A 25,004-nucleotide genomic window follows, 5' to 3' on the forward strand; every position below is an offset into this window, starting at 1 on the left:
GAACAGGCGGGGGCCTCTAGCAGGCCCCGCGCCAAAAATCAGGCAATCGCTTCCATCTTGCCGCCGACCGGAATGTTCGGCGCCGTCTTATTATCGGTGATGACGAGATCGTAGCCGCCGCCGTCCTTCAACCGCCACTGGCCGCCGACGAGCGGCGTTTTGGCGATGTTCTTGGCCGCGAAAGGCGGCAGGCCCTTGCCGTCCCAGGCGATCGGCCCGACCAGCGTATCGAGCTTGGTCGCCGCAATCGCCTCTGCGACCGCATCCCCATCTGTCGGATCTCCGGCCCGCTTCATCGCATCCACCGCCAGCTCGAACAGCGCATGGGCAAAGCCGATCGGCTGCGTCCAGGGCCTGTTGGTCGCCTTGGTGAAGGCGGCTGCCACCTGTGCGGCACTTTCTCCCGTCAGGGACGACTTGAACGGATGGCTCGGCGTCCACCAGACTTCCGACGACAGATTATGGCCGGCGTTGCCGAGCGCCTCCACGGTCTGCGGGAAGAGCAGCGCCTTGCCGATCGAGGCGATCTTCGGGGCGAAACCCTGCTGCTTTGCCTGGTTCCAGAAGGTGGTGAAGTCAGGCGGGATGACCACGCCGGTGATGATTTCGCACTGGCCTGATTTGAAGGCGTTGATCTGCGCCGAGAAATCATCGGTCATGTTCTGGTAGCGACCGGGATCGATCAGGCCGTAGCCCATCTTTTCCAGCACCGGCGGGAAGCCGACGACCTTGTCGCCCCAGGCATTGCCGTCGCCGTCGTTAGGGAAGAGCCCGCCGACCTTTTTGTTGGTCTCGATCTGCGCCCACATATTGGTGAAGACCGAGATGACGTCCTCCAGGCCCCAGAAGAAGTGATAGGCGTAGTTGAATGGTTTCCAGGAGGCCGGGTCGCCGGGATTGCCCTGCTGGCCGATGAACCACGGCTGCCAGGGAGCCACCGTCGAAATGCAGGGCATTTCCTCGGCCTCGCAGGTTGTCGCCACCGGATTGGTGGTTTCCGGCGTCGAGGCGACGAGGATCAGGTTCACCTCGTCGGTGACGATCAGTTCCTTGGCGACTTCAGCTGCCCGGTTCGGATTGGACTGGCTGTCCTTGACGACGATCTCATAGTTGAGCCCCATCGCCTTGGTGGTCGCCAGAAAACTGTCGATGACGAATTTGTCGGCTTCGCCGAAGGCGGCAAGCGGCCCCGTCTGTGGGCTGACATAACCGAGCTTGATTGCAGCATCCTGCGCGACCGCAGGCGCGGCGAGCCCGGATGTGGCGGCCAGTGCCCCGGTGGCGGCCGTCGTCTTCAGAAAATCGCGTCTCGTAAACATGTTTCCTCCTCCCATTTTCCCCTCCTCCCAGAGTGTGATGTGTCAGCCTATGCCGGCCGCTTGCCCTCCCAGGCATCCTGCAGCAGAGCACGAATGGATTGCCGGTCGATCGGCCTTGGATTCCAGTAGGGATTTTCGGTGGCGATCCCGGCCGCGCGATCGAGATCGGCTTCGCTCAAGCCAAGATCCTTCAGCGCCAGCGGCGAACCGATTTGTCTCGCGAAATCCCAAAGCCCGCCGCCGACCGAACCGCTGAAGATATCGGCGACCGGCGCCAGAAGCTCCGGCACGGCCGCGGCATTGTAGGCGGCGGTATGCGGCAGCATGATCGCATGCGTATCGGCATGCGGTGTATCGAAAGTGCCGCCCAGCGTGTGGCAGATCTTGTGGTGCAGCGCCATGCCGACCGTGCCGAGCACGGTGCCGCAGAGCCAGGCGCCGTAGAGCGCATCGGCGCGGACATCGGCAGCCTCAGGCGTAGCGACGATGGCGGGCAGACTGGTCTTGAAGGCCCGCAGCCCTTCGGCCGCCATCAGCGTCGAAATCGGGTTGCGGTCCTCAGCGTAGAGCGCCTCGACCGCATGGGCCATGGCATTCAATCCCGAGGTGACGCTCATGCCGACCGGCAGGCCAAGCGTCAGCGCCGGGTCGTAGATCACCACCTCTGGCAGGATGCTCTGATGGCGTACTGTCGTCTTGCGCCCGCCCTCCGTCTGGCCGAGGATAGGCGTCACTTCCGATCCGGCATAGGTTGTCGGAATGACGATCTGCGGTAGATCCGTGCGATAGGCGATCGCCTTGCCAAGCCCGGTGGTCGAGCCGCCGCCGAGCGAAATGACGCAATCGGCCTTCCTCTCGTGAACCACTTCCATCGCCTCTTCGGTGACACCGACCGGCGTGTGCATGACGGCGCCGGCAAAGACGCCGACGGCGAGAGAGCCCAGCCGCGCCGCCAGCGCTTCCGCGTCCGCCTTCTGCTGCGGCGTCGAGAGGACGAGTGCCTTGGCGCAGCCGAGCTTTTCCACCCACTCGCCGGCGGCAGCGCTCTTGCCTTCTCCAAAGACGATATGGGCGGGGCTGCCGCTATAGATGAATTCGCGGCTCATGTGTCGGCTCCCTGCCTGGCGCGGACCATGACGAAGGTCAGGTCCAACAGCCATCCCTTGCCCTGCCGCTCGAAGCTTCGCACCAGCTCCGGTTTGACGGCGAAGATCGCGTCTTCGGCCAGATTGGGATCGCTGCCGTCATAGATATGCGTGGTGATCGTCTCGAAGCCCGGGGCCCTTATGATGAAATGAAGATGCGCGGGGCGGCGTAGCGGATAGCCCGCCTGCCGCAGAAGTTTCCCCACGGGACCGTCGTCCGGCACACCGTAGCCGCAGGGCTTGACCGTCCGATAGTGGAAACGTCCATCCGCATCCGTGCGGAAGCCGCCGCGCAGGTTGAATTCCGGCTGCAGATCCGGCTGCTGGTTTTCGTACAACCCTTGAGCATTGGCTTGCCAGGTGATGATTTCGGCATTCGCGATCGGATCGCCATCAAGATCCTGCACGCGGCCGAAAACCTCCAGCGTCTCGCCGATGCCATCGAGCGAGATATTGCTGCCGAGCGGCAGCTGCGGAATGTCGGCGCGGAAGAAGGGTCCGCGCACCGTATTGGGAGTGGCGCTCTTCGGACGGCGTGAATTGATTTCCTCGACCAGCGCCGAAGCGCCGAGCAGATCCGACAGCAGCACCCACTCCTGGCGCCGCTCGTCGCTGGCATGGCCGACTTCGGTCAGAAATTCGATCACCTTGCGCCAGTCCGCCTGGGACGGCCGCAATTCCCGGATGAGGGCATGAAGATGCGTCACCGCAGCCGCCAGAATCTGCGGCAGGCTGTCATCCTTCGATTGCGGAAGTCGTTGCGCGAAAATGTCATGCGAGGTGGTCTCGCTGAAATTCAGCGCCGTCGGACCCGGCATCATGCGTCTCCTCCAGGGCATTGGCTGGTGGAGAGAAAATTAATACAAATGCGACGGACCGGTAATGATTTTATTCGCGATTAATATATCATATCGTTATGAAGATAGACGAACGTCATCTTGTCCAGCTTGCGGCAGTCGTTAAAACCGGTGGGGTCACCGAGGGAGCTGCCCTGCTCGGCCTATCGCAGCCGGCCGTCTCGCGCACGCTCTCGATGCTCGAAGCCCGCATTGGCGAACCGCTGTTCGTCAAGGGTCGACGGCCGCTGCAACCAACCCCGCTCGGTCGAGCGCTGGCTGATCACGGTCAGACCATGCTGTCGGCATCGCGCAAGGCCTTTGATGTCGTCGAAAGCTTTCGGGCCGGCAGGAGCGGCGTGGTGCGTGTCGGCGGTACGCCTTTTTTCATGGATGCGTTGATCGCCGGCATGATCGCAGAATTCCAGAATCAGCATTCGGACGTGCGCATCGACCAGACCTATGGTTACTTCCCAGACCTCCGCGTCGCGCTCAATGCCGACCAGATCGACCTCGCCATCTGTCCGATCGATATTCTCGACGAGGGCTCCGGCCTCGAATTCCAGCAGATCCTGCCCGGGCGCAACGTCATCGCCTGCCGGGTCAACCATCCACTGCTGTTGAAGCGGCGGCCTCAGCCGGCACACCTGCTGGATTCTCCCTGGGTGGCGCCGCCGCCAGGCAGCCCGCTGCTTGCCGATCTGCGCAGCATGCTCCTGTCTTTCGGCGCAACCGAGGTCAAGATCCGCTATTCGGGCGGCTCTCTGATGAGCGTCGTCCACTACATGAAGGCGGCCGATGCGCTGACCATCCTGCCGCACAGCGTCGTCTTCGCATTGCGCAACGAAAAATCCATCACCGCCCTGCCCGTCCCCATCCCCCATCCGGAACGCGCACTCGGTCTGCTGAAGCGTTCGGACGCACCCCGCACGCCCGCCGTCGATCACTTCGCCCGCCACATCCGCACGAGCTTCGAAAATCTCAAACATCTGATCAAGCGGCACGAACAATCCGTGGTCTGGGGAGCCTAGACGCTGGTTTCCCCTGGATCCCCGGTGATATCAGGAAATCAATAAGTACTGGAAGTGGTCTCCCGGCTGGACCGCACGGCTGGCTGCGGTCCATCTGCAGAGAACGGCTTTGCGGCATTGCAATAACTGATAATGCGGCGCAATATAACCGTCATAAATCTGGGGCAGTTAGGCGCGTGCGATGAGGATTTGCATCTATAAATCGGACAAAGCGCCTGAGCTTACCCTCTTGCTGCGAGAGGGTTTGCCCGTACCTTCGGATACCAAGATAGACAAATGGACCAAAATTAAGGTCGTCACGGACAGAGAGATGAGGGCTGACCTTTTGATTCAAATTGGCGGGGCGGGGTATGCGTTAATTCGACTCAGCGCGAATAGACGAGGCTAGCACGGCCGTTGCCGTCGCGTTATCACAACACCACCGCCGCATAGTCCGAGCCGGTAAACCAGCATCCGAGTGCTGAGTTGTACCGAACGAGCTAGAGCCTTCAAGACCGGTTGCGAAGTATCGCCGAACTAGCCTCCTGAGATCAACATGCAGTTCAAGCGCAATGAAATTCACGAGCTGTCGATCTTTCTCGCGATAGTCCAGTACCGTAGTTTCCGGAAAGCGGCGGATCACCTGGAAGTAACGGCTTCCGCCCTGAGCCACAGCATGAAGGCGCTTGAGCAAAGGCTGGGCGTTCGACTCCTTAATCGAACCAGCCGCAGCGTTGCGCCAACCGCCGCCGGAACAGCGCTCGCTGAGAAGATTTCTGCCGGGCTCGAGCTTATCAATTCCGGACTGGAGGACTTGAACGGGCACTATCAAGCCGGCGCCGGCAGCATTCGCATCAATGTTCTGAAAGATGCCGCCGTTCTGCTTTTGCGGCCAGCCATTCCGGTCTTCCAGCAACGCTTCCCGAATGTCGAACTTGAGGTCGCCGTGGATGACCAGTTCGTCGATGTGACCGCGGACGGCTTCGATGCCGGTATCCGGTACAGCGGCACCATCCCGGAAGACATGATCGCAGTTCCTCTCACTTCTCCTTTAAAATGGGTCGCGGTCGCTGCTCCTGATTATCTCAGAATTCATGGTCGCCCCGTCATGCCGGAGGACCTCAATTCCCACCATTGCATCCGGATACGGACGGGCCGCGGCCAGATCTACAAGTGGGAATTCGAACGCGGCGATGACCGGCGCGAGATCGACGTTCCCGGAGCGCTGATATCAGGCGAGACCGATCTTGCCATCAATGCTGCGCTGGAAGGTGCCGGCGTGTCCTATTGCCTGGAAAGGCTGGCAAGCCCCTACGTTTCCGCGGGGCGCCTGGAAGTCGTTCTTCCCAAATGGGCATCGATAGGCCCGCCGTTTTCGATGTATTATTCCAGCCGGCGGCAGCTCCCCTTCGGCGTCGACGCGTTGATCAAGATCGTTCGCGGCTTGAACGGATTGTAGCGGCTGTTTCCCATCGATGAGCCTTGTTCATCGGTTCAGTGATTTCCACTCTATTGATTCATCGCTCTCCCGCGTTGTACCGCTTCTATCGAACCTTCATCAGGAAGCGGACAGATCACATGAGCAAGCGGATCATCTTTACCGGCGGCAGCGGCAAGGCCGGCCGCCATGCGGTTCCATATCTAGTCAACAAGGGACACGAGGTCCGCAACCTCGACCTCGTTCCCTTGAACTGCCCCGGCGTGCACACGTTGATCACCGATCTCACCGACAGCGGCCAGACCTTCAATGCCCTGTCGATGCATTTCAGCGGTGAGGATCTGCAAACGCCGGGCGGACCGGCCAAGGTCGATGCCGTCGTGCATTTTGCGGCTATACCGAGCCTGCTGCTCAAGCCCGACAACCAGACTTTTTCGGTCAATGCGATCTCGACCTATAACGTCATCGAAGCGGCGGTGAAGCTCGGTATTCGGAAGGTGATCATCGCGTCCAGCGAAACGACCTACGGCGTCTGTTTTGCCGAGGGCGACAAGGATTTCCATTCCTTTCCGCTCGAAGAAGACTATGACATCGACCCGATGGACAGCTATGGGCTCTCCAAGGTCGTCAACGAGAAGACGGCCCGCGCCTTTGCGATGCGCAGCAGCATCGACATCTACGCCCTGCGGATCGCCAACGTCATCGAGCCGCATGAATATGAGCGTTTTCCAGGCTTCCTTGCCGACCCGCCATCGCGCAAGCGCAACGCCTGGAGCTATATCGATGCCCGCGATCTCGGGCAGATCGTCGATCTTTGCCTGCAGGCCGACGGCCTCGGTTTCCAGGTCTTCAATGCCGTCAACGACACGATCACGGCAAGCGAGCCAACGCGGGATTTCCTCGGCAAATGGGCGCCGAACACGCCGATTCTCCGGGAGCTCGGCGAATTCGAAGCGCCGCTCTCGAACCGGAAGATCCGGGAGGTTCTCGGTTTCAAGGAAGAACACAACTGGCGGAAATACGTTACCGGCGCATGATGCCGCGAGGCGCATTTCCGCCACCGCCAACCAACACCTCGGAGGAAAGACCATGAAGAGCACAAGACTTGGCAAGACAGGGCTTGAAGTCAGCCGCATCTGCTTCGGCTGCATGTCCTTCGGCAAGCAGACGGACGAACGCCCGTGGGTTCTCGGGCTCGAAGAGGCGCGGCCGCTCTTCAAGCGCGCTTGGGATGCCGGCATCAATTTCTTCGATACGGCCAATGTCTACGCGCAGGGCACCAGCGAAGAGATCACCGGCGTCCTGCTCAAGGAACTGGCGCCCCGCCAGGAGATCGTGCTGGCGACCAAGGTGTTCGGCCGCATGCGTCCCGGCCCGAACGGCCAGGGTCTTTCCCGCGCCGCGATCCTTACTGAGATCGACAACAGCCTGCGCCGCCTCGGCACCGACTATGTCGATCTCTACCAGATCCACCGCTTCGACCCGTTCACGCCGGTCGAAGAAACCATGCAGGCGTTGAACGACGTCGTGCGCGCCGGCAAGGCCCGCTATATCGGCGCATCCTCGATGTGGGCCTGGCAGTTTTCCAAGCTCCAGCATGCAGCCGAAGTCAACGGCTGGACGAAGTTCGTCTCGATGCAGAACCAGGTCAGCCTCACCTATCGCGAGGAAGAACGCGAAATGCTGCCGCTCTGCGGCGACCAGGGTATCGCCGTCCTGCCGTGGAGCCCGCTTGCCGGCGGCAAGCTGACCCGTCCCTGGGGCACCGAGACCAAGCGCGCCACCACCGACCGCTACAACAAGAGCATGTATGAGAAGACCGGCGATCGGGACGTCGTCGAGGCCGTCGAAGCCGTCGCCAAGGCGCGCAAGACGTCCATGGCGCAGGTCGCGATGGCCTGGGTGCTGCAGAAGCCGGTCGTGACCTCGCCGATCGTCGGCGTCAGCAAGATGAGCCATCTCGAAGATGCGATCGCCGCGGTCGACTTCGAACTCACCGGTGATGACGTCAAGGCGCTCGAAGCCCCCTACAAACCGCTGCACGTCGCCGGTTTCTGACGACAGCGCCGCGCGGCTTTTCAGACGAGCAGTAAGATTTTGAAATGCTGCATAGGAAGAGAATATGACGCAAGAAGCAATGGTCGCCGGCATCCCGCAGATGGGGTACGGCACATGGAACCGCTCGGCCGATGAAGCCCATCAGGGCGTCATTTGGGCGCTCGAAGCCGGATGCCGCCACATCGACACCGCCCAGGGCTACGGCAACGAGCAGGATGTTGCCCGCGGCATCAAGGACGCCGCGGTGGCGCGCAACGAAATCTTCATCACCACGAAGGTGAAGCCCGACAATTACGGCCCCGGAGCCGTCATGCCGTCGGTCAGGGAAAGCCTGGAAAAGCTTGGCGTCGACCAGGTCGACCTGTTGCTGCTGCACTGGCCGTCGCCGCATAATAAATATCCGCTTGCGGATTATCTCGGTCAGTTCGCCGAGGTTTTCGATGCCGGCCTTGCCAGGCAGATCGGCGTTTCGAACTTTACCAAAGCGCTGATCGACGAAAGCATCCGCCTGCTCGGCAGCCGCACGATCACCACCAACCAGGTGGAGTGCCATGTCTATATGCAGAACCGGCCGATCATCGATTATTGCGAAAAGCTCGGTATCGCGGTCACGGCCTATTCGCCGCTCGCCCGCGGCGCCGTCGTCGGCGACCCGGTTCTCGAAGAGATCGGCAAGGCCCGCGGCGCCACCAGCGACCAGATCGCGCTCGCCTTCCTCATCGCCAAGGGGCATGTCGTTATCCCGTCTTCCAGCAAGAGGGGCCGCATCATACAGAATTTCGAAGCCCGCAAGATCACGCTGACGCCGGCCGAGATCAAACGGATTGAAGGCCTCGAGAAGGGCATGCGGCTGGTAAACGGCGATTGGTGCCCCGTTTGGGACGTGTGAAGGTAGTTCGCTGTTCTTTCCTTCACCGCCGTCAACATCGAAATGACAGCCGCCGTTGATGCCGCGGTTGTGTTCAAAGAGGAGATAAACATGGATTATCGCAAGCTCGGTCCGAGCGGGACCGTCGTCACCGCCTATTGCCTCGGCACCATGACCTTCGGCGCGGAGGCCGATGAGGCCGCCTCGCACAAGCTGCTCGACGATTATTTCGCCTGGGGCGGCAATTTCATCGATACCGCCGATGTCTATAGCGCCGGCAAGTCGGAAGAGATCATCGGACGCTGGCTGAAGGCGCGCCCGACCGAGGCCCGCCAGGCGATCGTTGCCACCAAGGGGCGTTTTCCGATGGGCAACGGCCCCAACGATATCGGCCTGTCGCGCCGGCATCTTGGCCAGGCCCTCGACGATTCGCTCCGCCGCCTTGGCCTCGAGCAGATCGATCTTTACCAGATGCATGCCTGGGACGCGCTGACGCCGATCGAGGAGACGCTGCGTTTCCTCGACGATGCGGTTTCCTCCGGCAAGATCGGCTATTACGGCTTCTCCAACTATGTCGGCTGGCACATCGCCAAGGCCTCGGAGATCGCCAAGGCGCGCGGTTATACCCGCCCGGTGACGCTGCAGCCGCAATATAACCTGCTGGTGCGCGACATCGAACTCGAGATCGTCGCGGCCTGCCAGGATGCCGGCATGGGCCTATTGCCGTGGTCGCCGCTCGGCGGCGGCTGGCTGACCGGCAAATACAAGCGCGACGAGATGCCGACCGGCGCCACCCGCCTCGGCGAAAACCCCAATCGCGGCGGCGAATCCTATGCGCCGCGCAATGCGCTGGAGCGAACCTGGGCGATCATCGCTGTCGTCGAGGAGATCGCCAAGGCGCATGGGGTCAGCATGGCGCAGGTGGCGCTCGCCTGGACGGCGGCGCAGCCGGCGATCACCTCCGTCATCCTCGGCGCCCGCACGCCGGAACAGCTCGCCGACAATTTGGGCGCCATGAAGCTCAAACTCTCCGACGACGACATGGCCCGGCTCAACGAGGTGAGTGCGCCCCAGCCGTTCGACTATCCCTATGGCAAGGGCGGCATCAACCAACGCCATCGCAAGATCGAGCGCGGCCGCTGAGCCTTCCGTCTGCAACCGGATGAGTCGTCTCGCCCGGTCTGCAACCACCAATGAAAAAGCCGCCATGTTTCCATGGCGGCTTAGCGGCCTTTCTGCTTGGGAGGCGATTTTAGGCCGGAAGCTGGAACACCACATTGGCGATCAGAACGATCGCCAGGCCGCCGGCGAGCGCCAGATAGGGCAGGATGCCGGCTTTCTTGACGCCGAGATCCTGGCCGACCAGGCCAAGATCCTCCATCGCGCCTGCGGGGAATTTACCGCCGTCGCGCACATAGTGGCGGTAGGCGAAGACCGGCAGGATCAGGGCGGCGAAGATGAAGCCGACCCAGAGCGCATTGGAATAACCCCAGACCTTGGCACCCGCTCCGAGGAAGAGCGCATTGACGAAAGCCAGCACGGTGTTGAGGCCGATCAGCCAGGTCGGCGCCTTCCAGGGACGTTCGATATGGCCGGAATCCATCCGGTGGATCCAGCCGGAGTTGAGGTTCAGGAAGTTGAAGATGATGTAGCCGACATTCGAGACGGCGAGCACGAAGAAGTAGCCCCCGACATCCGAGGCGATCGCCAGCAGGAAGAGGTTGAAGGCGAAATCGGTCCACATGGCGCGCGTCGGCGCGCCGTGCTCGTTGACGTGGTCGAGATATTTCGGCAGCCAGCCATCCTTCGAGCCCTGGTAGAGCGTGCGCGAGGAACCGGCCATCGCCGTCATGATGGCGAGGAAGAGCGCCATGATCATCAGTACGACGAGCAATTGGGTGACGACGCGGCCGGCGCCGATCAGGCCGCCGAGCGCTTCGGCAACACCCGTGCCATCGACGATGCCGGGGGCCAGCATGCCTGCATGGCCGAGAACGCCCTGGAAGGCGAAGGGCACGAGGAAGAAGAACAGGCAGCAGGCAAGGCCGGAATAGAAGATCGCCTTGAAGGTGTCGGTCTTCGGGTTCTTGAGTTCGCGGGTGTAGCAGACGGCCGTCTCGAAGCCGTAGGTCGACCAGGCGGCGATATAGAGGCCACCGAGGAAGAGCGTCCAGCCGCCGTTGCTCCAGGTGCCGTCGGTAGCGGCATAGGCGGCTGTCGGCGGCACGAGGCCGGTGACGTTGGTGGCAAGGATCTGGCCACTGACGATCGGGTAAAGGCCGATGATGAGCAGCGGCACCAGCACGATGATGGCCAGCCACTTCTGCACGCTTGCCGTTTCCGAAATGCCGCGATGCTGGATGGCGAAGATGATCAGCATCAGGATGCCGCCGATGAAGAAGGTGGCGTTGATATTGGCGGTGGCAAGGAAGGGAATGCTGAAGCTGAAGAGCGACCAGCTGCGGATCGCCGGCGTCAGGGCGGCGACACCGTCGGTGCCGAGCAATGCCTTGACGGCGTCATCTGGCGTCGTGCCGGCATGGGCTGCAATATATTCGGCGACGCGGGGGCTGTCGGCCGTGACGGAAGCGGCGTGCGCTGAGATCCAGTCGAGGACCATTTGCGAATCCGCTGCCGGAATCGGGTAGAACGCGTTGAGGATGTAGCCGGCGGCGATGGCGCAGCCGAGCGACAGCACCGGCGACCAGGCAAACCAGTTGCACCAGACGGACAGCGGCGCGATGAATTTCGAATAGCGCAGCCAGGCGGTGGCGCCATAGACAGAAGCGCCGCCGGATTTATTGGCAAACATGCCGGCGATCTCGGCATAGGTGAAGGATTGCAGGAAACCCATCACCATCGAGATGATCCAGACGACGAAGGCGAGCTTGCCCGTCGTGCCCGCAATCCCGCCGATGGAGAAAAGAACAAGCGGCGGCACGCCCGCAGCCACCCAGAATGCGCCCTTCCAGTCGAGCGCGCGTACAAGCTTACCTTCGGTGCCGGATGCAATCCCGGCCTCCACAACGTCTGTCATCGGTGAAATTCCCCATTCTATTTGTTCCGGACGTATCTTTGTACGTCTCCCTGAACGTGTCTCCCTGACAGTCTCAAGCCCGCCCGGATGATTTTGGCGATCCGTGTTCCCGACGGATTCCCGAGTCTGAACTCTTTATGCATAGTGAAGATATTTTCTTTTTAGTCAACATCACTTTACTTTCCACAGCCATTTTGTAAACCTGTGTCGGCATGCCTGAGGGCATGACAGATCCCCATGAGGGCAGAATGCGAGAACTTCATCCTGCTATGACAGGCCTGCGGCCGGCCGCTCCGAGCCTCGTGCATTATCCCGGCATTCCCACCCTGCCGGAGGGAACGGAGCGCTACAAGGCAAAGGGCGGCGGATCGGTCGTCATGCGCGTCGAGCCGGGAGACCGCGTCAGCGTCATCGACAGCGAGGGCGGCCAGGTCTGCGAGATCTCCTTCCTCGACGAGAAAGGGCGTTTTCTCGCGGCCGGTCTCGGAACGGCGTTCAGCAATTCAGCCGATGGTTTGAAGGCCATTCTTCAAGCGGAGGATGAGAGTGCTGCCCGCACGCGTGCAGCGCTTCAGCGTCGCGGCGCCGATCTGGCAGCGGCCGGCGCGCTCAGCATCTTCGGGGCGGGTTCGACCCCGGGCAGCCAGGCGGATTTCACGATTTCCATGAAGGGCCTGCTGATCGTCGCGGCACCGGCCAGCGCCATGTCGCCGGAGGCGCAGGATACGGCGACGCCGATCGAGATCAGGATCCAGCGCAGCCTGCTGATCCGCGATTACGCCTCCGCTTTGCCGGAACCGGCCGCCGATCCGGTCGAGGATATCCGCATCCGGGCGGCGACCGCCGCAGCCTATTTCGTGCGTGCCGGCGAATTCATCCAGATCATCGACGTCTATGGACGCCAGTGCACCGATTTCCAGGCTTTTGCCGCCCGCAAGGTCGACAAGGGTCTCGACCTCGCGCTTGATTCCACCGTCACCCGCACACTGCTCGGCCGCAGCTATCCGATGCCGGGTCTGCCCTCCAAGGCCTTCGACCGTGACTTCGAACCGCTGGTCGAGATCGTCCAGGATACGGTCGGGCGTCACGACGCTTTCGCGACCGCCTGCAATTCGCGTTATTACGACGACATGGGTTATCCCGGCCACGTCAACTGCACGGATAATTTCAACGCGACGCTGGCGCCTTACGGCATTGCCGGCCGCAAGGGCTGGGAAGCGCTGAACTATTTCTACAACACCAATATCGATCACAACAACCAGCTCTATCTCGACGAGCCCTGGTCGCGTCCCGGCGATTACGTGCTGATGCGGGCGCTGACCGATCTCGTCTGCGTCTCCTCGTCTTGCCCTGACGATATCGACGCGGCGAACGGCTGGGATCCGACGGATATCCACGTCCGCACCTTTTCCGGAAAAGAGAAATTCTCACGAGCGGTGGCCTATCGCATGACCCCAGATGCAGACGCCGAACTGACGCGCGAAACCGCCTTCCATCCCCGCCTCTCCGCGTTGACGCGGGACTACACCGAATATCGCGGCTACTGGCTGCCGAACCGCTTTTCCAGCGAAGGGCCGATCGAGGAATACTGGGCCTGCCGCGAGCGCGCGGCCGTCATCGATCTCTCGCCCTTGCGGAAATTCGAGGTGACGGGGCCGGATGCCGAGGAGCTGCTGCAATATTGCCTGACGCGCGACGTGCGCAAACTGTCGACCGGCCAGGTCGTCTATTCCGCCATGTGCTACGAAAACGGCGGCATGATCGATGACGGCACGCTGTTCCGGCTCGGCGACAAGAACTTCCGCTGGATCGGCGGCGATGATTTCAGCGGCATATGGCTGCGCCAGCAGGCGGAGAAAAAGGGCTTCAAGGCCTGGGTCCGCTCCTCGACCGATCAGATGCACAATATCGCCCTGCAGGGGCCGAAGAGCCGCGATATCCTCAAGGAGATCATCTGGACGGCGCCGCGCCAGCCTAATATCGGCGAGCTCGAATGGTTCCGTTTCACCGTCGGCCGCATCGGCGGCTTCGAGGGTGCCCCAATCGTCGTCTCGCGCACGGGTTACACCGGCGAGCTCGGCTACGAGATCTTCTGTCATCCGAAGGATGCGCTGACGGTGTTCGACGCCGTCTGGGACGCCGGCCAGCCGCACGGCTTGAAGCCGATGGGGCTGGAGGCGCTCGACATGGTCCGCATCGAGGCGGCTCTGATCTTTGCCCATCATGAATTCACCGACCAGACGGACCCGTTCGAGGCTGGGATCGGCTTCACGGTGCCGCTGAAATCCAAACAGGACGATTTCATCGGCCGCGAGGCGCTGATCCGGCGCAAGGAGCATCCGCGCCATCTGCTCGTCGGCCTCGACATCAAGGCCAACGAGGCCGTCGGCCATGGCGATTGCATCCATATCGGCCGGGGCCAGGTGGGCGTTATCACCAGCGCCACGCGCTCGCCGATCCTCGGCAAGACGATCGCGCTCGCCCGCATCGACGTGATGCATGCAAGCCCCGGCACCGAGGTCGAGATCGGCAAGCTCGACGGCCACCAGAAGCGCCTGCCGGCGACGGTCGTGCCGCTTTCGCATTACGACCCTCAGAAGACGCGGCCGCGCTCATAGTGCCTGCTTTTAAGGTCGAGGCCACCGATCCGCTTCTCGCGGTGTTGATGAAGCCGCACGTTTAGAACGCCATGCGTCCTTTCGGAAAGCACGATGCGCTAGCGGCGGCATGCAAGGCGGCCGCTATGCAACCTCATAGTGAGTGGGCGGCTCTGAAAAACTAAAAGTTGACAAATACGGGTCGCGTGACTATATCTCGGTAGTCGATATTGCTTGTTTGACTTTTGTTATCGCACGCTGGCAACGTGCCCTGGACGAACTTCCCTCTTCAAAATCGAGATCATCATCCGTCGTGCTTCCGCACGTGCGGTCGTCAATTGCTATGAAAGGGTTTGTTATGACCACTGGCACAGTTAAATGGTTCAATTCCACCAAGGGCTTCGGCTTCATTCAGCCTGATGACGGCGGCGCTGACGCCTTCGTCCACATCTCTGCCGTCGAGCGTGCTGGAATGCGCGAAATCGTCGAAGGCCAGAAGATCGGCTACGAGCTGGAGCGCGATAACAAGTCGGGCAAAATGTCCGCTTGCAATCTCCAAGCCGCTTAAACTGAAAACTGCTTTCCTTTGACCGCGGATGTACCGGCACTGTCGAAAGTATGATACTATCAAGGTCAGGCAAGTTGCCTGGCCTTTTTGCTGCGTTCCGCCAAGCGGGCTCATAAATCCAGGATTGATATGACAGAGTCACACAGCAAATCACGCAAGCAGGCGGAGATTGCCTTCGGAAACGTGCAATCGCAGTTCCTGGCGCGAAGCCGGGCGGTCGAAGAGATCGATTCGACCGTACGTGCCCGCGAGGAAAAAACCTTGCGATTACGCGAAGCGCGTGAGGCCAAGGAATTGCAGGATCGCTTGACAGGGGTTACTGCTCCCGGCGCGAAGCGAAAAAAGAAAATCTGACACTACTGCATAATTTCTTAAATCGGATTCGATTTCAGGATAAAGCCATGCAGCAGTTCAAAGTATTGCAGCGCCCTTGCGCGTCTGATGGCGTGCGGCGCCCTGGAACAGGATGATTTTAGGCCGGGTCGGCCTAAACTCTGAATCCTGTTCTAAATTAAAGAGTTAGAGCATGATGTCGTCCGAAAACCGCACACTTTTCGGCATCATGCTCTAGGGTCGAAGTCAAACAGTCAGGAAACAGATTTGAAAAACGCCAGAAACAACGAGCTTTCCGATCGCCGCAGCGCCGCTGCCGAAGCCAAGGCGGCTCTCCTCAATGCGTATCGTAGCGCCAAGGATTCAGCCGAACCGACAAGGCTGGCAAAGCAGGCGGAGCGTCAAGCCATTGCCGCGGCCAGGGAAGAACGTCGCGCTCAGCGAGAACGGGTCAAGCTCGAGGAGCTGGAGCGGGCTCAGGCCGCCGAGGCCGAACGTCAGGCTGCCGCCGAGGCCGCAGCACGCGCCGATGCCGACGCGCGCGAAGCGGCTGACAAAGACCGGATTGCTCGTGTGATTGCCGATGAAGCCGCCCGAAAGGCCGAACGCGACCTGCGTTACGCCAATCGCAAAGCCAGGAAGTCCTGATCGTCAGCGCCGCCTGTTGTCGCAACAGGCAGCGCTCTCTTTCAAGCGGCCTGCACGGCTGCATTCAGCGGGATTTCGACGTCGATCTCAAGGGTCGAGACGTACTCGTTGCGATCGATCGTCACCTGCACCTTGTCGTGGTCGAGCTGCACGTGCTTTGCGATCACCGCCAGGATTTCCTCGCGCAGCAGGGTAACCAGGTCCGACCCCGCCGAGGAACGTTCGTGGGCGAGAAGGACCTGCAGCCGTTCGCGGGCAGCCGGTGCGGTTCTCTGCTTGTTGAAAAGACGGAAAATATTCATGCCGCCCTCCGTCCGAAGATCTTGCCGAAAATATTCCTCTTTTCCTCTGGGATGGCGATCGGCACAACTTCACCGGCGAGCCGGCGAGCAGCGTCGAAATAGGCCATCGCAGCCGCGCTGCGGCTGTCTGCCAGCGTGACCGGCGCACCGATATTGGATGCCCGCAGAACATCCATGCTTTCGGGTATGATGCCAAGCAGCGGGATGGACAGGATTTCCAGGACGTCGTCGACCTTGAGCATGTCGCCGCGTTCGGCGCGGTTGGCGTCGTAGCGGGTGAGCAGCAGGTGCTTTTCCATCCGTTCGCCGCGCTCGGCCTTGGCGGTCTTGGCATCCAGCAGGCCGATGATGCGATCCGAATCGCGCACCGACGACACCTCGGGATTGGTGACGACCACGGCAACATCGGCGTGGCGCATGGCGAGCGTTGCGCCGCGCTCGATCCCGGCGGGGCTGTCGCAGATGATCCAGTCGAAATAGCGCTTCAGGTCGTTGATGACGCGCTCGACGCCCTCGGCCGTCAGATTGTCCTTGTCGCGTGTCTGCGAGGCCGGCAGCAGGAACAGCGTTTCCAGCCGCTTGTCGCGGATCAGCGCCTGGGTCAGCTTGGCGTCGCCCTGGATGACATTGATCAGGTCGTAGACGACCCTGCGTTCGGCGCCCATGACGAGGTCGAGATTGCGCAGGCCGACGTCGAAATCGACGACGACGACTTTTTCATTGCGTTGCGCCAGCGCCGCTCCCAATGCGGCGGTCGAGGTTGTCTTGCCAACCCCGCCCTTGCCTGACGTGACGACGATCACTTTCCCCATCATTGTCTCTCCTTTGCCGTGGCCCCAGTAATTCAAAGTGTTAAAGCGTCCTTTGCGGCTCACGAAGAGGCGCGCGGCGCCGTCGTCAGATCAGTTTCTCTGCCATGATCGCGTCGTCTTCGAGCCAGAGCTGAACAGCCTGTCCGCGAAGATTGGGCGCCATGTCTTCCGCCATTTTGTAGATGCCGTCGATTGCAACCAGCTCGGCCTCGAGCTTGCGGCAAAAGATCCGCGCCGATGCGTTTCCGATGGATCCCGCCATGGCTCGGCCACGCAAGGCGCCATAGATATGGACGGATCCGCCGGCGATGACCTCGGCACCCGAGGCCACCGATCCGATGACGGTGACGTCGCCTTCCGGAAAGATCACCGATTGCCCCGAGCGCACCGGCTCCCTGATGACGATCGATTGCATGGCCGGGCGGGTCTCTGCCACTGCCGGTTTGCCGGGTAGATCGGCAGGCTCCTTTGCCTGAACCTCGATATCGGAAACCGACCGACCGCCCTTAAGCGCCGGCGGCATGCCGGATCCGAGGATCGAGGGCCGCGCGCCCTCGATGCCCATGATGCTGACATTGCGCTTGGCAAGTTCGGCAATCAGGTCCTTCAGCTGCGGCCGGTCGATTTGCAGGTCCGTCAGGTCGAGCACGACAGGCCGTCCGAGGAAGAAGCCGGCCGAACGCGCGGCCAGATCGTCCAGCCTGATCAACCAATCATCGATCGGAAGATCCGGAGACAGCATGACCGCGAGGAATGAGCGGCCCTTGATGCGGATAGAGCGAGCGTCTGTTAGCACTTTGGTCATCTATGTGAAGAAATCGTTGACCATGTCTACCGCTGCTATGGTTAACAAAATGTTAACGCGACCTTATTATCACCGACAATCACCTGAGATTGTTTAAGCGCAGGATTACCGCAAGTCATTGGAAAAGCGTTGCAATCTTCGGAAGGGCCGAACGGTTAATAATGCGGCTTTGAACGTGAGCCGCAAATCTGCCGCTGCTTTGGTAAAGCTCAGCCTTCCGCCTTGCGTTGTGCGTTGGAAATGGCGCGTGCGGCCTCTTCCGAGGAGTTGGCGAGCGTGCGCATCTCGGCGGCAAGCACCGCAAAACCCGATCCGGCCGTGCCGGCGCGGGCGGCCTCGATGCCGGCATTGACGGCTAGCAGCTTCAGGTAACGCAGCGATTGCAGGATTTCATTGGTCTTCGAAGCGGTGACGCGCATGTCGGCGGTCTGGTCATCGATTCGCTGGTAGAGTGATTCGATGTTGATGATGCTGCCTTCGAGATAGAGAAGCTCACCCTTCTCGTCCCAGATGCCGCCGCCGGTCTCGGTGACCCAGATGAGATGCCCCATGGCATGACGGATGCGGTACTCCATCGTCCAGTCCGTACGCTTCTCCAGCGCCCGTCCGACGATTTCGTCCATCAGGGGCACGTCTTCCTCGTACATGATGGAGGTGAAGGTCCGCGTGCGGTTGCCGATGATTTCGTCGGCGGGATAACCGAAGATGCGCTCGATGCCGTTGGTCATCTCCAGCATCGTGTAGTTTTCATCGGCACGGCAGCGATAGAGAAAACCGCTCATGCGCCCGAGAATGCTCGTTTGAAAATCCATGAAGGCCACATCCGAAGAGAAGAGTTGCAGATGGATTTATGTCGTCTGGTTTCAAAAGGCGCTGGCGACGATATGCCGGAAGAGAGTGCACCAACACCCTCCTCCGGCGATGCAGGCCCGCCGCATCAGTTGCGCAGATATTCCTCCATGGAATCGTCGAGCGCCTCGACCCAGGGCGTGTGGTGCGTCGGCGACATATTGCCGGTCATCAGCGATCGGTAGGCATGGTCGCGGAAGCCCATGATGTTGTGGGCCTTGTGGTGTTCCCACTCCATGAAGGTCTGGTTGGTCCCCTCGACGTCGAAATTGGGATAGTCGGTTTCGGCGAGCAGTTCCTTCACATAGTCGCCCTGATACCAGATCATCTGCTCGGCATCCTCGAGCGTTTCCTCGCGAGCGCGCCACATGTCGAAATTGGCCTTCAACTCCTCTTCCGGCGGCAGGGTGATGCGGCCCATCATCACGTCGCGCGCCCACCAGGCCTGCACGTCGAACATGTTGAAGGTGTAGAACTGGTCCTGCATGCCTATATAGAAGAGCTGCGGGTTCTTGTCGAAGATGACGCCCTTGTAGAGGCTGTCGGCCCAGAGGCGGTTGGCCGTCTTCAGCCGGAGATCGTCGGGCAGGAAGGGGAAATGGTGCTGGTAGCCGGTGCAGAGGATCACGGCATCGACCTCCTTGGTCGAGCCGTCGAGGAAATGCGCGGTGCGGTTTTCGAGCTTCACCAGCAGCGGCCGCTCCTCGAAATTCTCCGGCCACTTGAAGCCCATCGGCTTCGAACGATAGCTCGTCGTCACCGATTTCGCACCGTATTTCCAGCATTGCGAGCCAATGTCTTCGGCCGAATAGCTGCGGCCGACGATCAGGATGTCCTTGCCCTTGAACTCCAGCGCGTCGCGGAAATCATGGGCATGCAGCACGCGGCCGTTGAAGGTCTTCACGCCCTCGAAATAGGGCACGTTCGGCGTCGAGAAATGACCTGATGCCACGACGACATAGTCGAATTCCTCGTCATACATCCGGTCCTCGATGCGGTTATGCGCCGTCACCGTGAATTTCTTCGTCTCATCGTCGAAGCGAACCATGCGCACCGGCGTGCTGAAGCGCACCCAGTGGCGGACATTCGCCTTCTCGACGCGGCCCTTGATGTAATCCCAGAGCACGGCGCGCGGCGGATAGGAGGCGATCGGCTTGCCGAAATGCTCCTCGAAGGAATAATCGGCGAATTCGAGGCATTCCTTCGGGCCGTTCGACCAGAGGTAACGATACATGCTGCCGTGGACCGGCTCGCCATATTCGTCGAGCCCGGTGCGCCAGGTATAGTTCCAGAGCCCGCCCCAGTCCGACTGCTTTTCGAAGCAGACGATCTCCGGGATTTCGGCGCCCTTCTGGGCGGCCGATTGAAAGGCGCGCAGCTGCGCCAGCCCGGAAGGCCCGGCACCGATGACGGCTACTCTTGTCATGAAGCATTCCCCTCTTGATTATATCGCATTGTCCTGCGTGTCAGTCCGGATAGATGCCCGGGCTGGTCGGCGCCCCGTCGTCATATTTGGAAAGCCAGTCGATCGTCGTCTCGCGGAAACGGGTGAGGCCCTTGTAATCGATGAGCTCGGGCGGCAGCGTCTTCAGCACGCGCGGGAGGCGGCGCGCCCATTTCGGCACGGTGACGAGCTCTTCCATGTTCATCAGGTAGCAGCGGATGACGAAGAGGATGGCGTTCGAGCGCGGCAGGCGCCAGAGGCTCTGCAATTCGACACGCAGATGCACCTTCTCGCCGACATTGTCCGGCGTCACCGTCGTGCGGTCAGGACCCCATTTGTGATAATTCTCCGGGCTGGTGTCGAGCCGCGGATTGATCGTCATCGTCCAGTTGAAGCGTCGTGTCGGCTTGCCCTGCTGCAGGTTCAGCAGGAATTTCAGCGCCCGGTCGAAGACGCCGATCTGGTGGGCGAGCGGCACCGGCCCGTGCCATTCCATGAAGTTCATGCCGATATCGAAATCGAGCGACCAGTCGGCCTGCGTCGTCACCATGCCGGCATCCATCCAGAGATTGCTGTCGCGCTGGTCGACGATGCAGAAATCGCCCTGGGCCTGGCGGGTGATATATTCGAAGGGCTCATAGGGCAGCGTCGAGGCGTCGCCGAAAGTGAAGCTGTCGTCGATGCCGAGTGGACGGTTGATCCAGCGCCACTGGTCGCCGTTGCGGATCAGCGTGAAATGGTCGGGGTAACCCGCCGCCTGCTCTTCCATCAAAAGTTCCAGCGTGTCCCATTGCGCGCTCATCATGTGCGGCAGCGCCTGGCAACGCAGCGGATCTTCCTTCAGCACCAGCGCCCGGTCGTGCATCTCGGCGACGTAATGCTCGTCGACATCGATCAGGCTTTCGTAGACGGTCCCCGCCCGGCCATGCACATGCGGCTCCATATTGACCGAATACATGTATTCGTCGCGATCGAAGGGAAACGGGAAACGCCGGATGTTTTCGGGGCTGTTCCGATAGCTGAAATCGTTCCGGAAGGTTTCCTGCTTGAAGACGATTGCCATGTCCGGTCTCCTTGTTCCGCTTCCGATGCCGCTAGAGATCAAGATGCAGCGTGTTTCCCTCGAAGCGGGAAACGCAGATCATCACCTTGCGGCCGGATGCTTTTTCTTCGCTCGTCAGATAGACGTCATGGTGCAGCAGCTTGCCGTCGCAGGTGACGACCCCGGTCTCGCATTGACCGCAGGCGCCGCCGCGACAGAGGAAGGGTGCGTCGACGCCCGCCGCCTCGATCGCCTCCAGCATGCTTTCGTGATGGCCGACCTTCACGGTCTTGCCGGAACGGATCAATTCCATCGTGAAGGGCTTGCCGGGCAGAGACGACAGGAACCGCTCCGAATGCAGGTTCTGTTCCGGCCAGCCGGCGTCGAGGCCTGTTTTCAACACGCCGTCGATCATGCCGGATGGGCCGCAGACATAAAGATGCGTGCCGAGCGGCTGGGTGCCGAGCAGGCGCGTCAGGGGGATGGCGCCGCCTTCGGCGTCGCAATAGATCTTGATGCGATGTCCGCCATAGCGCTCGACGAGTTGCTGCCAATAGGCGCCGCGGTCGCGTGTGCGGATGGCATAATGCAGCTCGAAATTGGCGCCTTCGCGGGAAAACTGCTCCATCATTGCGATGAAGGGCGTAATGCCGATGCCGCCGGCGATCAGAAGATGCTTGCGTCCGCGCCAGTCCGGCTGGAACAGGTTGACGGGATAGCTGACCTTGAGCTCGTCGCCTTCGCTGAGCTTCTCATGCATGAAGGTGGAGCCGCCGCGCGAATCCTCGACGTGCAGCACGCTGATCTCATAGGCTGCGCAATCATGCGGCGGCGACATCAACGAATAGGCGTTGCGGCGCATATGGCCGCCATCGTTCATCGAAACGATGACGTGGGCGCCGCCGGAGAAATAGGGCATGGGCTTGCCGTCAAGGCGCTCGAAACGGAAGCGCTTGACGCGCTCGGCGATCGGCGTGATCCGCGTCACGCGGACAGGAATTTCAGTGCCACCGCTCAAAGGAACAACTCCTCCGGATCAGGCGCGCTGCCCGGTTCTTCCGCATCGATGTTGACGCCCTGGAAGGCCGCCAGCCGGCGCGAATAATGGTCGCGCACCAGAAGGCGCAGCCCGCAATGGCTACAATTGAAGGGGCTGGTGGTGACGTCGTCGGTGATGCCCTTGCAATGGACGCATTGCACGCGCCGGGCCAGCGAGCCGCGATGCTCGGTGATGACGGAGGCATGGTCCATGCCGTAATCGAGCGCCACCAGCATTGCCTGGCCGATGAAGCCTTCCGTGCCCGATAGATAAAGCCGCGTGCCCATACGGGCAGTGGTGAGCGAACCCTTCAATCGGAAGAGCAGCGTGGCGATGGTCGGGGCCGTGAAGAACATGTCGGCGCCGAGGCGGCGCAGCGCCTCGTCCAGGCCGGTGCCCTGCGAGCCGCGGGCGACATAGAGGATTTCGCTGCGGGAAAGAGCCGTTTCGTCAAGCGCCGGCTGCTGATTGAGCAGAGCCTTGGCGCCCTCCCCTTCGAGCGCGAAAATGTGCCGCCGGGCGTTGGGCTGGATGGTCAGGCCCGTATAGACTGGTCGGCTTTTGATGCCTGCAACGAGCATTGGCGTGCTCCTTAACCTACGGCGGTCCTCTTCTTCTTTTCCGGATCGTCGAAAGGAAGCGTGTGGGCGGTAGCGCCTGCCTTCACGGTTTTGCCGCGGACTTCGAGTTTCGTCCCATGCACCGCCTTGTCAACGTCCAGACGGGCAATCGCCATGGATTTCTTCGTCAGCGACGAATAGCTCGGGCAGGTAATGACGCCGACCTTTTTGCCGTCGGCAAAGACTTCGTCGCCGAGATCGGCCGGTCCGTCGGCATCGATCAGCATGCCGAAGATCTTGAAACGTTCCTTACCCTTGAGGCGCGCATGTTCCTCGGCGCCACGGAAGCCTGTCTTGCCGGGGCTGACGGTAAAGTCGAGGCCGAGTTCCCAGAGGCTGTCGCCGGGCGGCTGATCGGCGAAGGGATACATCTGCGAATTGTCGTAAGGGTAGAAAAGCAGGTAGCTTTCGACCCGCAGCATATCGAGAACGGAGAAGCAGCAGGGGATGATGCCCATCTCCTTGCCTTCCTCGACGATCCGGTCCCAGACCATGACGGCGTCCTGGCCGCGCACGAAGATCTCGTAGCCGCGTTCGCCGGTATAGCCTGTGCGCGAGATCATCACCGGCGCGCCGAACAGCGTCGTCTGCATGTGGTGGAAATATTTGAGGTCGCGGATGCCGGGCACATATTTGGCGAGATAGTCGACCGCGATCGGACCCTGCAGCGACAGGTCGTGCAGGTCGTCGTCAAAGAGCACGGCGCAATTGCGGCCCGCAGCCTGTTTGACGAGTTCGTCGTGGCCGGAGCCGGAGCCATGCACCAGCATCCAGGAATTCGGGCCGGTGCGATAGACGATGCAGTCGTCGGTGAAGTGGCCGCGCTCGTTCAGCATGGTCGCGTAGACCGAGCGGCCGGGATAGATCTTCGTCAGGTCACGGCTGGTAATGTAGTCGAGCACGGCGATGGCGTGCGGGCCGACCAAATGCACCTTCTTCAGGCCCGAGACATCCATGATGCCGGCCTTGGTGCGGACGGCGACATGCTCTTCCGACATGTCCTTGCCGTAGGTCCAGGCGGTCCCCATGCCGCTCCAATCCTCGAGCTTCGATCCCAGAGCGCGATGCCGATCCGCCAAGACGGAGAAACGCCATGATAAAGCCATTGTCCGTTCCCTTTTGTTTCCTCTACGGAATATTTATTTCCTGACTATATAAGTCTTTCGCGCCGTGGCAAGCCCGCCCGACATGCATTTCGCAAAACTTTCGGCGCCCTTGCTACAGCCGTCACAGAATGAATGAGGGATGCGGCTACGCTCTTTCCGTCCCTCAACCATCGCTATCCCATGCGTTCCGAGGCGTAGCTGCCGGGGCTAGCCGGGAAGACCACGGTGCGGTTGCCGTTGATGAAGGTGCGGTGATGGATATGGGCGTGGATGGCGCGTGCCAGCACCTGGCTTTCGACATCGCGGCCGATCGATACATAGTCGTCGGGCGACTGCGCATGGGTGATGCGCGCCGTGTCCTGCTCGATGATCGGGCCTTCGTCGAGATCGGCAGTGACATAATGCGCCGTCGCGCCGATCAGCTTCACGCCGCGTTGATAGGCTTGTTTGTAAGGATTGGCGCCCTTGAAGCTCGGCAGGAAGGAATGGTGGATATTGATGATCTTCCCGGACATTTTCTGGCACATCTCGTCCGACAGGATCTGCATGTAGCGGGCGAGCACGATCAGCTCCGTGCCGGTCTGCTCGGCCACCTCCATGATATGGGCCTCGGCCTGCGCCTTGTTGGCCTTGGTGACGGGAATATGGTGGAAGGGGATGTCGTGGTTGACCACGACCTTCTGGTAATCGAAATGGTTGGAGACGACGCCGACGATATCGATCGGCAGCGCGCCGATCTTCCAGCGGTAGAGCAGATCGTTCAGACAATGGCCGAAGCGCGACACCATCAACAGCACCTTCATGCGCTTCTCGCTGTCGTGAAAATCGTAATCCATTTCGAAGGGAGCGGCGACGGCTGCAAAACCGGGGTCGATATCGGCGCCCGAAAGCCCTTCTTCCGAAATGAAGCTGACGCGCATGAAGAACTTGCCGGTATCGAGATCGTCGAACTGCGAGCTGTCGATGATGTTGCAGCCCTTGTCGGCCAGATAGCTCGAAATTGCCGCGACGATGCCGCGCGTCGATTTGCAGGATACGGTGAGTACGAAGTTCTTCATGCTGTCACTTTCTTCGCCATATCAAGTACAGAAGGTCGGATCACGCCGAAGCTTGTTCGCCCCGGCGCCT

24 protein-coding genes are annotated in these 25,004 nt (G+C 60.9%); 10 read left to right on the top strand and 14 right to left on the bottom strand.

Features of this window, described 5'->3' with window-relative positions; translation table 11 throughout:
* Positions 1–38: 38 nt before the first annotated feature.
* The 3 genes from V8P77_RS08255 to V8P77_RS08265 are packed head-to-tail and all read right to left on the bottom strand — an operon-like array spanning position 39 to position 3,285.
* Positions 39–1,319 (bottom strand): ABC transporter substrate-binding protein, encoded by a 1,281-nt coding sequence (locus V8P77_RS08255; protein ID WP_335911600.1) that lies wholly within the window; start codon positions 1,317–1,319, stop codon positions 39–41.
* 47 nt (positions 1,320–1,366) lie between these two features.
* A complete protein-coding gene (locus tag V8P77_RS08260; protein ID WP_335911602.1) occupies positions 1,367–2,425 on the bottom strand; it encodes a maleylacetate reductase in 1,059 nt (352 codons plus the stop codon).
* Positions 2,422–3,285 (bottom strand): dioxygenase family protein, encoded by an 864-nt coding sequence (locus tag V8P77_RS08265; protein ID WP_335911604.1) that lies wholly within the window; start codon positions 3,283–3,285, stop codon positions 2,422–2,424. The genes V8P77_RS08260 and V8P77_RS08265 overlap by 4 nt, the downstream gene beginning before the upstream one ends.
* 95 nt (positions 3,286–3,380) lie before the next feature.
* Here V8P77_RS08265 and V8P77_RS08270 point away from each other — a divergent pair, with 95 nt between their 5' ends.
* From V8P77_RS08270 to V8P77_RS08295, 6 genes are all read left to right on the top strand, one after another.
* Positions 3,381–4,331, top strand: a complete 951-nt coding sequence (locus V8P77_RS08270) for a LysR family transcriptional regulator (protein WP_335911605.1) — start codon at positions 3,381–3,383, stop codon at positions 4,329–4,331.
* A 535-nt stretch (positions 4,332–4,866) separates the two neighbouring features.
* Positions 4,867–5,769, top strand: coding sequence for a LysR family transcriptional regulator (locus V8P77_RS08275; protein WP_335911606.1), 903 nt, complete (start codon positions 4,867–4,869; stop codon positions 5,767–5,769).
* 119 nt (positions 5,770–5,888) lie between these two features.
* A complete protein-coding gene (locus V8P77_RS08280; RefSeq protein WP_335911607.1) occupies positions 5,889–6,785 on the top strand; it encodes an NAD-dependent epimerase/dehydratase family protein in 897 nt (298 codons plus the stop codon).
* 52 nt (positions 6,786–6,837) lie between these two features.
* Entirely contained in the window at positions 6,838–7,806 is a 969-nt protein-coding gene (locus V8P77_RS08285; RefSeq protein ID WP_335911609.1) for an aldo/keto reductase, read from the top strand.
* A gap of 64 nt (positions 7,807–7,870) precedes the next feature.
* Positions 7,871–8,695, top strand: coding sequence for an aldo/keto reductase (locus V8P77_RS08290; RefSeq protein WP_335911610.1), 825 nt, complete (start codon positions 7,871–7,873; stop codon positions 8,693–8,695).
* A 90-nt stretch (positions 8,696–8,785) separates the two neighbouring features.
* Positions 8,786–9,817: an aldo/keto reductase gene (locus V8P77_RS08295; RefSeq protein WP_335911611.1), complete on the top strand. Its 1,032-nt coding sequence runs from the start codon at positions 8,786–8,788 to the stop codon at positions 9,815–9,817.
* A 109-nt stretch (positions 9,818–9,926) separates the two neighbouring features.
* Here the strand turns inward: V8P77_RS08295 and V8P77_RS08300 are convergent, their stop codons facing one another.
* Positions 9,927–11,711 carry a trimethylamine N-oxide permease gene (locus tag V8P77_RS08300; RefSeq protein WP_335911612.1) on the bottom strand — a complete coding sequence of 595 codons (1,785 nt, stop codon included), beginning with the start codon at positions 11,709–11,711 and terminating at the stop codon, positions 9,927–9,929.
* A 248-nt stretch (positions 11,712–11,959) separates the two neighbouring features.
* On the opposite strand from V8P77_RS08300, the gene V8P77_RS08305 reads away from it, so the two are divergent.
* From V8P77_RS08305 to V8P77_RS08320, 4 genes are all read left to right on the top strand, one after another.
* Positions 11,960–14,329 carry a trimethylamine N-oxide demethylase gene (locus tag V8P77_RS08305; RefSeq protein ID WP_335911614.1) on the top strand — a complete coding sequence of 790 codons (2,370 nt, stop codon included), beginning with the start codon at positions 11,960–11,962 and terminating at the stop codon, positions 14,327–14,329.
* A 337-nt stretch (positions 14,330–14,666) separates the two neighbouring features.
* On the top strand, positions 14,667–14,876 hold the full coding sequence (locus V8P77_RS08310; protein WP_003548109.1) for a cold-shock protein: 210 nt from the start codon (positions 14,667–14,669) through the stop codon (positions 14,874–14,876).
* A 129-nt stretch (positions 14,877–15,005) separates the two neighbouring features.
* Positions 15,006–15,230 carry a hypothetical protein gene (locus V8P77_RS08315; protein WP_163880880.1) on the top strand — a complete coding sequence of 75 codons (225 nt, stop codon included), beginning with the start codon at positions 15,006–15,008 and terminating at the stop codon, positions 15,228–15,230.
* 246 nt (positions 15,231–15,476) lie between these two features.
* Positions 15,477–15,857, top strand: coding sequence for a DUF6481 family protein (locus V8P77_RS08320; RefSeq protein WP_020052803.1), 381 nt, complete (start codon positions 15,477–15,479; stop codon positions 15,855–15,857).
* A gap of 41 nt (positions 15,858–15,898) precedes the next feature.
* Here V8P77_RS08320 and minE read toward each other — a convergent pair whose 3' ends face one another.
* From minE to purU, 10 genes are all read right to left on the bottom strand, one after another.
* Entirely contained in the window at positions 15,899–16,159 is a 261-nt protein-coding gene (gene minE / locus V8P77_RS08325; protein ID WP_003548116.1) for a cell division topological specificity factor MinE, read from the bottom strand.
* Positions 16,156–16,971: a septum site-determining protein MinD gene (minD, locus tag V8P77_RS08330; protein ID WP_025397600.1), complete on the bottom strand. Its 816-nt coding sequence runs from the start codon at positions 16,969–16,971 to the stop codon at positions 16,156–16,158. Before minD ends, minE begins: the two co-directional genes overlap by 4 nt.
* An 85-nt stretch (positions 16,972–17,056) precedes the next feature.
* On the bottom strand, positions 17,057–17,776 hold the full coding sequence (gene minC / locus V8P77_RS08335; RefSeq protein ID WP_168268094.1) for a septum site-determining protein MinC: 720 nt from the start codon (positions 17,774–17,776) through the stop codon (positions 17,057–17,059).
* 209 nt (positions 17,777–17,985) lie between these two features.
* Positions 17,986–18,588, bottom strand: a complete 603-nt coding sequence (locus tag V8P77_RS08340; RefSeq protein WP_062940228.1) for a methyl-accepting chemotaxis protein — start codon at positions 18,586–18,588, stop codon at positions 17,986–17,988.
* 125 nt (positions 18,589–18,713) lie between these two features.
* The gene (locus V8P77_RS08345; RefSeq protein WP_335911653.1) at positions 18,714–20,051 is read right to left on the bottom strand and encodes a trimethylamine monooxygenase; all 1,338 of its coding nucleotides are present in this window, start codon (positions 20,049–20,051) and stop codon (positions 18,714–18,716) included.
* 40 nt (positions 20,052–20,091) lie between these two features.
* Complete coding sequence (locus tag V8P77_RS08350) at positions 20,092–21,132, bottom strand: heme-dependent oxidative N-demethylase family protein (protein WP_335911655.1); 1,041 nt, start codon at positions 21,130–21,132, stop codon at positions 20,092–20,094.
* 31 nt (positions 21,133–21,163) lie between these two features.
* The gene (locus V8P77_RS08355) at positions 21,164–22,129 is read right to left on the bottom strand and encodes a PDR/VanB family oxidoreductase (protein WP_335911657.1); all 966 of its coding nucleotides are present in this window, start codon (positions 22,127–22,129) and stop codon (positions 21,164–21,166) included.
* Complete coding sequence (locus V8P77_RS08360) at positions 22,126–22,731, bottom strand: dimethylamine monooxygenase subunit DmmA family protein (RefSeq protein WP_335911659.1); 606 nt, start codon at positions 22,729–22,731, stop codon at positions 22,126–22,128. The genes V8P77_RS08355 and V8P77_RS08360 overlap by 4 nt, the downstream gene beginning before the upstream one ends.
* An 11-nt stretch (positions 22,732–22,742) precedes the next feature.
* Positions 22,743–23,876 (bottom strand): aminomethyl transferase family protein, encoded by a 1,134-nt coding sequence (locus tag V8P77_RS08365; RefSeq protein ID WP_335911660.1) that lies wholly within the window; start codon positions 23,874–23,876, stop codon positions 22,743–22,745.
* Positions 23,877–24,049: 173 nt separating this feature from the next.
* The gene (gene purU, locus V8P77_RS08370; protein WP_335911662.1) at positions 24,050–24,934 is read right to left on the bottom strand and encodes a formyltetrahydrofolate deformylase; all 885 of its coding nucleotides are present in this window, start codon (positions 24,932–24,934) and stop codon (positions 24,050–24,052) included.
* Between the last annotated feature and the right edge of the window lie 70 nt (positions 24,935–25,004).

The sequence above is a fragment of the Rhizobium aouanii genome (assembly GCF_037002925.1).
GTDB classification, from domain to species: Bacteria; Pseudomonadota; Alphaproteobacteria; order Rhizobiales; family Rhizobiaceae; genus Rhizobium; species Rhizobium aouanii.

Coding starts and splice junctions, on each gene's coding strand:
- V8P77_RS08255 (WP_335911600.1), bottom strand. CDS start 1,319: ATGTTTACGAGACGCGATTTTCTGAAGACGACGGCCGCCACCGGGGCA.
- V8P77_RS08260 (WP_335911602.1), bottom strand. CDS start 2,425: ATGAGCCGCGAATTCATCTATAGCGGCAGCCCCGCCCATATCGTCTTT.
- V8P77_RS08265 (WP_335911604.1), bottom strand. CDS start 3,285: ATGATGCCGGGTCCGACGGCGCTGAATTTCAGCGAGACCACCTCGCAT.
- V8P77_RS08270 (WP_335911605.1), top strand. CDS start 3,381: ATGAAGATAGACGAACGTCATCTTGTCCAGCTTGCGGCAGTCGTTAAA.
- V8P77_RS08275 (WP_335911606.1), top strand. CDS start 4,867: ATGCAGTTCAAGCGCAATGAAATTCACGAGCTGTCGATCTTTCTCGCG.
- V8P77_RS08280 (WP_335911607.1), top strand. CDS start 5,889: ATGAGCAAGCGGATCATCTTTACCGGCGGCAGCGGCAAGGCCGGCCGC.
- V8P77_RS08285 (WP_335911609.1), top strand. CDS start 6,838: ATGAAGAGCACAAGACTTGGCAAGACAGGGCTTGAAGTCAGCCGCATC.
- V8P77_RS08290 (WP_335911610.1), top strand. CDS start 7,871: ATGACGCAAGAAGCAATGGTCGCCGGCATCCCGCAGATGGGGTACGGC.
- V8P77_RS08295 (WP_335911611.1), top strand. CDS start 8,786: ATGGATTATCGCAAGCTCGGTCCGAGCGGGACCGTCGTCACCGCCTAT.
- V8P77_RS08300 (WP_335911612.1), bottom strand. CDS start 11,711: ATGACAGACGTTGTGGAGGCCGGGATTGCATCCGGCACCGAAGGTAAG.
- V8P77_RS08305 (WP_335911614.1), top strand. CDS start 11,960: ATGCGAGAACTTCATCCTGCTATGACAGGCCTGCGGCCGGCCGCTCCG.
- V8P77_RS08310 (WP_003548109.1), top strand. CDS start 14,667: ATGACCACTGGCACAGTTAAATGGTTCAATTCCACCAAGGGCTTCGGC.
- V8P77_RS08315 (WP_163880880.1), top strand. CDS start 15,006: ATGACAGAGTCACACAGCAAATCACGCAAGCAGGCGGAGATTGCCTTC.
- minE (WP_003548116.1), bottom strand. CDS start 16,159: ATGAATATTTTCCGTCTTTTCAACAAGCAGAGAACCGCACCGGCTGCC.
- minD (WP_025397600.1), bottom strand. CDS start 16,971: ATGGGGAAAGTGATCGTCGTCACGTCAGGCAAGGGCGGGGTTGGCAAG.
- minC (WP_168268094.1), bottom strand. CDS start 17,776: ATGACCAAAGTGCTAACAGACGCTCGCTCTATCCGCATCAAGGGCCGC.
- V8P77_RS08340 (WP_062940228.1), bottom strand. CDS start 18,588: ATGGATTTTCAAACGAGCATTCTCGGGCGCATGAGCGGTTTTCTCTAT.
- V8P77_RS08345 (WP_335911653.1), bottom strand. CDS start 20,051: ATGACAAGAGTAGCCGTCATCGGTGCCGGGCCTTCCGGGCTGGCGCAG.
- V8P77_RS08350 (WP_335911655.1), bottom strand. CDS start 21,132: ATGGCAATCGTCTTCAAGCAGGAAACCTTCCGGAACGATTTCAGCTAT.
- V8P77_RS08360 (WP_335911659.1), bottom strand. CDS start 22,731: ATGCTCGTTGCAGGCATCAAAAGCCGACCAGTCTATACGGGCCTGACC.
- V8P77_RS08365 (WP_335911660.1), bottom strand. CDS start 23,876: ATGGCTTTATCATGGCGTTTCTCCGTCTTGGCGGATCGGCATCGCGCT.
- purU (WP_335911662.1), bottom strand. CDS start 24,934: ATGAAGAACTTCGTACTCACCGTATCCTGCAAATCGACGCGCGGCATC.